Consider the following 8719-nt stretch of genomic DNA (forward strand, 5'->3'; position numbering starts at 1 on the left):
GGTCCCTCAACGAGCGCCGGTCAGCGAGCGGACCCAATCGGTGTCCGACTCCTGCTCCAGCACGATGGCGCGGGCGCGCGTGAACACGACGGCGAAACTGTAGGCCCAGCAGGCCACCGTCATCAGCAGCATGGCCGTCAGCATGGTCGAGGCCATCTTCGGCGCGGCGGTCATGCTGATGGTGGCGCCCTGGTGCAGCGTGTTCCACCACTTCACCGAGAAATAGATGATCGGCACATTGACCGCGCCGACGATGGCCAGCAGCGCCCCGGCGTTGGCCGCGCGGCGCGCGTCGTCGATGGCTTCGGTGAGCGCGATGTAGCCGAAATACAGCAGCAGCAGGATGAACTCGGAGGTCAGGCGCGCGTCCCAGACCCACCAGGTGCCCCAGGTCGGCTTGCCCCACAGCGCGCCGGTCCACAGCGCGAGGAAGGTGAACATCGCGCCGGTGGGCGCCAGCGCCCGGGCGTACATCGACGCCATGCGCGCGTTCATCGCCCAGCCGACGGCGGCGAAGAAGGCCATCACGAGGTAGATCACCATCGACATCCAGGCCGCCGGCACGTGGATGAAGATGATCCGGTAGGCGTCGCCCTGCTGGAAGTCGGTGGGCGCGATGCCGAAACCGACGTACAGGCCGGCGATGGCGAACAGCACCGTCACCGCCCAGCACCAGGGCACGAGGCGGCCGGCCATCGAATAGAAGCGCGAAGGCGCGGAAAAGGTCGACCAGCGCAGGCGTTGGGTCATGGTCCGAGGGATCAGTCGAGCGAGATGCGCAGCGCCGCGGCGGTGGCCGGCGGCGCGCCGAGTGCGGTGAGGATCAGCACCGCGCCGAGCAGGGAGAAATGGGCCGACGGCGACAGGCCGCTTTCGACCGCACCGACAGCGCCGGTGCCGAAGATCAGCGTCGGCACCGTCAGCGGCAGCACGAGCAGGAAGACGAGCGCGGCGCCGCTGCGCAGGCCCAGCGTCAGCGCGGCACCCACCGCGCCCAGCAGGCTCAGCACCGGCGTGCCGACGAGCAGCGTGGCCGTCAGCGCGGCGATGGCCGGGCCGTTCATGTCGAAGAGCAGGCCGATCAGCGGCGCGGCGACGACCAGCGGCAGCCCCGTCGTCAGCCAGTGCGCCAGCACCTTGCCGGTGACCAGCATCACCAGCGGCTGCGGCGCCAGCAGCATCTGCTCGAGCGAACCGTCCTGGTGGTCGGAGGCGAACATCTGCGTCACCGACAGCATCGCCGCCAGCAGCGCGCAGACCCAGACGACGCCGGGGCCGATCTGGCGCAAGGTCTGCGGCTCGGGGCCGACGCCGATCGGGAACAGCGCCGCGGCGACGATGAAGAAGCCCAGCGGCAGCAGCGCCTCGATGCGCCGACGCCCGGCAAGCAGCAGGTCACGCTGCGTGGTGGCCAGCAACACGGAACTCATGCTCGGGATCGACGGGGAAGACGGGCCATGAGGCTCATGCGCTGAGGACGGGCGATTGTAAGGAGGCGTTGGGTCACCGGGAAAACGCGGGGTCACCCCGCCGCAGCCGTGTCGGCGGGGCGCGACGAGGCCTCCTCGTCGGGGTCGACCCACTCGCGCGGCAGCTCGTGCGCGACACCCTTGTGGCAGGCGATGCAGCTCTTGCCTTCGGCCTGCGCGCGCTGGTGGCGGGCGTAGGCGCTCTTCTTCTGCACGTCGGGCGCCATCGCCTCGAACGAATGGCAGACGCGGCACTCGGCCGAGCCGTTGGCCTCCAGCCGCGCCCACTCGCGTTGCGCCATCTCCAGGCGCTGCATCTCGTACATCTCGGGCGTGGCGATCGTGCCCCGCCACTCGTGCCAGAGCTCGCGCGACGCCTGCAGGTGGCGCCAGACACGCGCCACGGTGCCGGGCGGCACGTGGCAGTCGGCGCACTGGGCGGCGACGCCGCTGCGGTTGGCGTGGTGCAGCGAGAACTTCATCTCCGCCGCCGGCGTCTGCATCGTGTGGCAGGAGGTGCAGAAGGCCTGCGTCTCGACGCGGTCCAGCGCCACTGACGAACCGGCAAGCCCGAGCGCGCCGAGCACGATGCCCAGCAGCAGCACGGCCCAGGGCCAGCGGGAACGACGTCGACCGGAATCCAGCGCCAAGAGCGGCCTTCCTCAGCGCGACAGGATCCACTGCGCGAGGTTCTCCAGATCGGCGCGTTCGGCGCGCACGATCTTGTGATCCTCTTCGTGGCCGTCGGGGAACTTGGCTTTCTCGCCGCTCGTCAGGTGCTCGACCACACGGCCGACGGCGCCGGCCTTGCCGCGGTACTTCTTGGCCGTCTTCTGGAACGAAGGGCCGTCCTTGTCCTTGTCGACGCCGTGGCACTTCAGGCAGTTGTTGCGCCGGACCATGGCCTCGGCGGCGCCTTCGTCGAGCGCGAAGGCCGGGGCGGCGACAGCGGCGATCAGCACGAGGGCCGCGGCGCGGCGCAGGAAGCGGGAGAAGGCGGTCACGGTTCGTCTCGGCAAAGGTCTCGGACCCGCTGTGGCGGTGGCGCGGCGGGCGCCGCGGCGGCCGATCTGGACCGAGTCCAGACCTTAACCGTGCCGCACCGGCCGTGCCGCGATCTTCGCGGCTTTCTTGATGTTTGTCAGATCGTTACGCGGCCGCGGCGAGCGTTGCGGGCGCGTCGTGTTTCCAGGTCGTATTCCACCGCACCGGCGAGCTCGACGACCTGGTGGCTGGTCAAGAGCACAGCACCGCCACGCGCGGCGTGCGCCAGCAGCAGTGCCGACAGCCGCGCGGTGCTCTGGGCGTCCAGCGCGTCATAGGGTTCGTCCAGGATCCAGGTGCGAGCACGTTCGTCCAGCGCCAGGCGCGCCAGCGCGCCGCGGCGGCGCTGGCCTTGCGACAGCGTGCGCACCGCGGCCGCACGGCGGTCGGCCAGACCCGCCTGCTCCAGCGCCGCGGCGGCGCGCTCGCCGGCGTCGGCCACGCCGCCCAGGCGGCCCAGGAAAGCCAGCGACTCGCCCAGCGTCAGGTCGTCCTTGATCGCGTTGGCGTGGCCGATGTAGAGCACCGCCTCGCGCGCGGCGGCGCCGGCTTCGCGCACCGGGCGGCCGTTCCACAGCAGCTCGCCGGCTTCGGGCGTCGACAGGCCGGCGAGGATGCGCATCAGGCTGGTCTTGCCGCTGCCGTTGGTGCCACGCAGCCAGGTGATGCTGCCGGGCTTCAACTGGATGTCGACGCCTTCGAACAGCAGCCGGCGCCCACGCCGGCAGGCGAGCGCGCGCCCTTCGAGGCCGGAGCCCGGCGAGGTGGTGGGGGGGGTGTCGGCCACGGCGGTGATCAGCGGTTGCCGGCGAGCGCCGGCGGCGCGCGATTCTGTCACGCGCCGTGTCGCGCCTTCACCGCATCCGGCGGCGCAGCCGGGCGATCTCGTCTTCCAGGTCGGCCACCAGCGCGGCCAGCTCGGGCACGGCGTCGAACTCGCGCTCCAGCAGCGCCATGCGGCGCACGCGGCGCAGCGCGACGGCGTCGAAACGCCAGTCGCCGCGGCCGCCGCCGGCCGGCCGCACGAAGCCGGCCTCGATGCGTTCGGCCACCCAGCCCGGCGCCACCGGGGCGGCGCGGCAGAGTTCGTCCAGGGTGAGCAGCGCCTCGTCGAGCAGGCGCAGCGTCTTCTCGCTCATCGCTCGTCTCCACCACGGCGTTGGGCTTCGGCGGCGGCGACCTTGCGCGCGTCGAAGTCCGGCAGCTCCTGCGCCATGCGTTCGTACAGCGCGCGCGCCCGCGGCTCCAGCGCGCTGGGCAGCACGACGCGCACGACGAGATCCAGGTCGCCCGGCGGCGTGCCCGGCAGGCCGCGGCCGCGCAGCGTGAGCCGCTGGCCGGCCTGGGCGCCGGCCGGCACCCGCACCTGCAGCGTGCTGCCGTCGGGCAGCGCCACCGGCAGCACGCCGCCCAGCGCCGCCTCCCAGGGCGCGACCGGCAGCTCGCCGACGAGGTCGGCACCGTCGACGCGCCAGCGCGGGTGCTCGTGCAGCACCACTTCCAGGAACAGGTCGCCCGGCGGCTGGCCCGGCCCGCCCTGCCCGGCCAGGCGCACCAGCCGGCCCGGGCGCACGCCGGGCGGCAGCGTCACCTCCAGCGTGCGTTCGGCCAGCACGACGTGACCGTCGGGCCCGAGCTGCGGCTGGCGCAGCGAGACGCGGTGCACGCCGCCGCGCAGCGCGGCTTCCAGCTCGAGCACGATCTTGGCGTGGTGGTCCTCGCCGCGCATCGCGCCGCCGCGGCCATGCCGGGCGGCGCCACGCGGCATGCCGGCGCGGCCGAAGAGCTGCTCGAAGAAGTCGCTGAAGTCGCCGCCGAACTCGCTGGCGCCGCCCGGGGCGCGGCCCTGGAACTCGAAGCCGGCGTCCCAGTCGGGCGGCGGCGTGAAGCGTTCGCCGGCCTGGTGGCCGCGGCCGACCTTGTCGTAGGCGGCGCGGCGTTCGGGGTCGGACAGCACGGCGTAGGCCTCGTTGACCTCGCTCATGCGCGCCGACGCGTCGGGCGCCTTGCTGACGTCCGGGTGGAACTGCCGCGCGAGCTTGCGATAGGCCTTCTTGACCGCGTCCTGCGTCGCGTCACGGGCCACGCCCAGCACCTGGTAATAGTCCTTGAACTCCACCGTGTGATGCCTCCGACCGGGTAGATGGCGGCGGCAGGCGGCCGATTCAAGAGGCCGCAGCCGCACAGAACGCCGCCGGAATCAAGCCCCAGGAACGGGCCCCGCGCCGCGGCCGCCGGCATCTGCCGGACACGCCGCTGTCACCCGCGCCGCCAAGGATGCACACGCCCCGGCCGCCCGAGCCGGGGCCGACGAAAACCCGTTGCCGCGGCCGCGTGCCGGGCAGCGTTTCATCCAAAAACCAGGAGTTCACCAACGTGACCACCTCCCGTCGCAAGTTCATCCAGGGCGCAGCCCAATCGGGCATCGCTGCGGCCACCCTGAGCGCGTTCCCGCCCAGCATCCGCAAGGCGCTGGCCATCCCCGCGTACAACGAGACCGGCACGATCCGGGACGTGAAGCACGTGGTCATCCTGATGCAGGAGAACCGCTCGTTCGACCACTACTTCGGCATGCTGAAGGGCACGCGCGGTTTCGGCGACCGCTTCACGGTGCCGCAGCCCGGCGGCCGCAGCGTCTGGGAGCAGCTGGACGCCAGCGGCAACCCCGTGACGCCCTACCACCTGGACTGGACCCAGGGCAACGCGCAGCGTGTCTCGGGCACGCCGCACAGCTGGGTCGACGGCCAGCTGGCCTGGCTGGACGGGCGCTACGGCTACTGGCCGGCGGTGAAGAAGACGGCCTCGATGTCGTACTACGAAGAGGCCGAGATGCCCTTCCAGTACGCGCTGGCCAACGCCTTCACGGTCTGCGACGGCTACCACTGCTCGATGCACACCGGCACCAACTCGAACCGCATGTTCCTGTGGACCGGCACCAACGGCCCCAGCGGCACCGGCGTGGCCTCGCTGAACAACGAGTGGGACGGCTTCAGCCCCAGCGACGACGGCAGCGTGGGCTACGAGTGGAAGACCTACCCCGAGCGCCTGCAGGCCGCCGGCGTGAGCTGGATCGTCTACGAGAACATGCCCGACAACTACGGCGACAACTCGCTGGTCGGCTTCAAGCAGTACCGCGCCGCCAACCAGGCCTCGGGCAAGCCGGTAGGCACCAGCGGCGGCCCCTACCCGGCCTACGACCCGGCCAGCGACGACGCCCACAACCCGCTGTACAAGGGCGTGGCCAACACGATGCCGGGCACCGCCGGCGATGTCGACGGCTACTTCAAGACCTTCCGCGAGGACTGCCTGAACGGCCGGCTGCCGCAGGTGTCGTGGGTGGTGGCGCCGGCCACCTACTCCGAGCACCCCAGCCCGTCCAGCCCGGTGCAGGGCGCCTGGTACATCCAGCAGGTGCTGGACGCGCTGACGGCCAACCCCGACGTCTGGAGCAAGACCGTGCTCTTCGTCAACTTCGACGAGAACGACGGCTACTTCGACCACCTGCCCTCGCCGGCCGCGCCGGCGCCGCTGCCCGACGGCAGCCTGGCCGGCAAGACGACGCTGTCGGCCGCCGAGCTGGCCTACGAATACAACACCTACCCCTCGCCCCCGGGCACCAAGAGCCAGCCCAAGCCGGGCGGCAGCAACTACGACTACGGCGCCCAGGACGGCCGCGTCTACGGCCCCGGCGTGCGCGTGCCGATGTACGTGATCTCGCCGTGGAGCCGCGGCGGCTGGGTCAACTCGCAGGCCTTCGACCACACCTCGGTGATCCGCTTCCTGGAAGCGCGTTTCGGCGTCAAGGAGCCGAACATCGCCCCGTTCCGCCGCGCGGTGCTGGGCGACCTGACGAGCGCCTTCAACTTCGCCAACCCGAACCGCGAGCCGCTGCCGACGCTGGCCGGCCGCAAGACCAAGGCCGAGGCCGACGCGCTGCGCGCCGCGCAGCAGGCGCTGCCGCAGATCACGCCGCCCGCCGGCCGCGGCCTGCCGGCGCAGGCCACCGGGTACCGGCCGTCGCGCGCCCTGCCCTACGAGCTGAACGTGGTGGCGCAGGTGCAGGAGCGCACGGGCAAGCTGCGCCTCGTCTTCCGCAACAGCGGCCGCGCCGCGGCGGTGTTCCACGTCTACGACAAGCTCAAGCTCGACGCGATGCCGAGCCGCCAGCCGATCCCGACGGACGCGGCCGCGCTGCTGGCCTTCCGCGACCAGCAGTACCCGGTGCCGCACCGCTACATGGTGCAGCCGCGCCGCCTGCTGGACGACGTGTGGAACGTGCAGACCGACAACGCCGGCCGCTACGACTTCTGGGTGCTGGGCCCGAACGGCTTCCACCGCCGCTTCAAGGGCGACCTGACGGCTCTGCGCCCGCGCGTGGCGCCGTCGCCCGAGGTGCAGCTGAGCTACGACCCGCGCAACGGCGGCCTGCGGCTGGAAGCGCGCAACGACGGCACCGGCCCGGTGACGCTGCGCGTGCGCTCCAACAAGGTCTACGGCAGCCTGACGGCCACCGGCACCGGCGGCGCCGCCGGCGGCAGCGGCACGGCCTGGGAGCTGAAGTTCAGCGGCCGCGGCGAGCAGGCCCTGTACTGGAACCTGGACGCCACCGGCTGGTGGTACGACTTCATCGTCACCAGCGACCAGGACCCGAGCTTCCTGCGCCGCCTGGCGGGGCGCATGGAGACCGGCCGGCACTCGGTCAGCGATCCGGGGATGGGGCTGGTGGACAGCTTCTGATCGGTGGCTGGGGCGCCGGGGGTTGCGGGGCTTTCGCGTCTCGTCGCTCCGGCGCCTTGATTTGAGGTTCTTGGGTCGCTGCTGCTCTGGTTGGGCGGGGCGGCCCTCTTCGTTCTGGTCGTGTTTCGCGCGCTGCCGGTTTCGCTTGCTGCGACATGCCGGCATCGGCGCGAGAGCCGGCCACCGGGGCGTGTCCCTCCGTTCATGTCCCCCGGGCGGGCTGCGCCCGCCCTCCTCCTAATACTTCACTGCGGGACACGCCCCGGCGACCGGCTCCGGTGCGGTGGAGGGGCGCTTGCAGGTTGCGGCGCGCCTCGTTCGGCGCGTCAGTGGCACCACTGCTGCTCGCAGGGAATGCCGTCGTGGTCGCCGTCCATCTGCACGCCGGGACAGTGGTCGAGGAAGAACTTCGCCTCCTCGCACGAGCGCATCTGCGTGCACCGCGTGCGGCCGTCGCAACTGAATCGGGACGACGTGGCGGCCGGCACGGGCGCCGTCTCTCTGCGGCTGGCAGCCGCCGCAGAAGCCGCCGCCGCACGGCGAGCCTTCTCCGCGGCGTTCAGTTCCTCGAGCGTCGGGTCCTTGCGCGGCTGCGTCGAAGGACACCGCGCTTGTTGGTAGGTGACGGTGCCGTTGATAACGCACTTGTTCATTGACGCCGCGTCGGCCCCGGCGGCGGCCAGGACGAGCGTCACTGCAGCGACGACGATGCAAAGCAACGACGGCGACGCGACGCGCGCACGAAGCTGTCGGCTCCGCTCGTCCCAGCACCCGAGCACCCTGTCGATCCACCCTGCGCTCGCGAGCCCGGTTTGCACGTTCATGCTCATGGAAGAAACCCGTCCATATAGGGTTCGAACTGCGCTTCGCGTCCAACTCAAGCGGTTGGTCAAAGTCTACGCGCGCGTGGGCTGGCGGAAGGCCGTCGTGGTCATGTCCTCTGGGCGGTACTCGCCAAGGGCCAGCGCGTCGATCCCGACCACGCCAGTGGCAAACCCGGCGGCGCGATCGCCGCAGCCTGGTGACAGAGCCATCCCCGAACTCACCGACCTCCGCCAGGCGTGCGGCAGAAGATGCATCACACAAGGTCAGACCGGCGGCGGGCAAGCTCGACTAATCCCATGCCGCGCCACAGGCGACGACGAAGAGCGAACGGATCCCTGCCGAGCGTATCTTGGCCCGCACGGCCAGGCCGTACAACAAGGCCGCCTGTAGATGTGCAGTCCGTTCTCTGTCCCGACGCAGCCGCGCGGCGCACGCCTCGGCTGGAAGACGATTTACCGGAGCCATCGCGCGTTGACTCGGTGGAAGCCCCTATAGATGATTGGGTCGAACCTAGCGAGGATCTTGTTTCTCAAAAGTGGACACACCATTATGAAACAAGGCTCCGCTCGAAGCCTGCAGGCGACAGGTATCCGATCGACGAATGTAGCCGCTGCTGGTTGTAGAACTGGATGTAGCTGAGCAGC

General features: G+C 71.1%; 10 protein-coding genes. 1 reads left to right on the forward strand and 9 read right to left on the reverse strand.

Annotated elements, in window-relative coordinates:
- Positions 1–6 precede the first annotated feature (6 nt).
- From ccmC to EV684_RS22820, 7 genes are all read right to left on the reverse strand, one after another.
- Positions 7–750: a heme ABC transporter permease CcmC gene (gene ccmC / locus EV684_RS22790; protein ID WP_132649641.1), complete on the reverse strand. Its 744-nt coding sequence runs from the start codon at positions 748–750 to the stop codon at positions 7–9.
- Positions 751–761: 11 nt separating this feature from the next.
- Positions 762–1430 carry a heme exporter protein CcmB gene (gene ccmB / locus EV684_RS22795; protein WP_132649642.1) on the reverse strand — a complete coding sequence of 223 codons (669 nt, stop codon included), beginning with the start codon at positions 1428–1430 and terminating at the stop codon, positions 762–764.
- A gap of 92 nt (positions 1431–1522) precedes the next feature.
- Positions 1523–2119 (reverse strand): NapC/NirT family cytochrome c, encoded by a 597-nt coding sequence (locus EV684_RS22800; RefSeq protein WP_132649643.1) that lies wholly within the window; start codon positions 2117–2119, stop codon positions 1523–1525.
- A 12-nt stretch (positions 2120–2131) separates the two neighbouring features.
- Positions 2132–2473: a c-type cytochrome gene (locus EV684_RS22805; protein WP_243651279.1), complete on the reverse strand. Its 342-nt coding sequence runs from the start codon at positions 2471–2473 to the stop codon at positions 2132–2134.
- A gap of 137 nt (positions 2474–2610) precedes the next feature.
- Positions 2611–3300, reverse strand: a complete 690-nt coding sequence (gene ccmA, locus EV684_RS22810; protein WP_165908574.1) for a cytochrome c biogenesis heme-transporting ATPase CcmA — start codon at positions 3298–3300, stop codon at positions 2611–2613.
- A 67-nt stretch (positions 3301–3367) separates the two neighbouring features.
- The gene (locus EV684_RS22815) at positions 3368–3652 is read right to left on the reverse strand and encodes a chaperone modulator CbpM (protein WP_132649645.1); all 285 of its coding nucleotides are present in this window, start codon (positions 3650–3652) and stop codon (positions 3368–3370) included.
- Positions 3649–4632 (reverse strand): DnaJ C-terminal domain-containing protein, encoded by a 984-nt coding sequence (locus tag EV684_RS22820; protein WP_132649646.1) that lies wholly within the window; start codon positions 4630–4632, stop codon positions 3649–3651. Before EV684_RS22820 ends, EV684_RS22815 begins: the two co-directional genes overlap by 4 nt.
- Positions 4633–4889: 257 nt before the next feature.
- On the opposite strand from EV684_RS22820, the gene EV684_RS22825 reads away from it, so the two are divergent.
- Positions 4890–7250: a phosphocholine-specific phospholipase C gene (locus tag EV684_RS22825; protein ID WP_132649647.1), complete on the forward strand. Its 2361-nt coding sequence runs from the start codon at positions 4890–4892 to the stop codon at positions 7248–7250.
- A 326-nt stretch (positions 7251–7576) separates the two neighbouring features.
- Here EV684_RS22825 and EV684_RS22830 read toward each other — a convergent pair whose 3' ends face one another.
- Both EV684_RS22830 and EV684_RS24710 read right to left on the reverse strand, forming a co-directional pair.
- A complete protein-coding gene (locus EV684_RS22830) occupies positions 7577–8080 on the reverse strand; it encodes an excalibur calcium-binding domain-containing protein (RefSeq protein ID WP_132649648.1) in 504 nt (167 codons plus the stop codon).
- 542 nt (positions 8081–8622) lie between these two features.
- Positions 8623–8718: an IS3 family transposase gene (locus EV684_RS24710; protein WP_132649649.1), complete on the reverse strand. Its 96-nt coding sequence runs from the start codon at positions 8716–8718 to the stop codon at positions 8623–8625.
- Position 8719 lies beyond the last annotated feature (1 nt).

The sequence above is a fragment of the Rubrivivax gelatinosus genome, from assembly GCF_004340905.1.
GTDB classification, from domain to species: Bacteria; Pseudomonadota; Gammaproteobacteria; order Burkholderiales; family Burkholderiaceae_C; genus Rubrivivax; species Rubrivivax gelatinosus.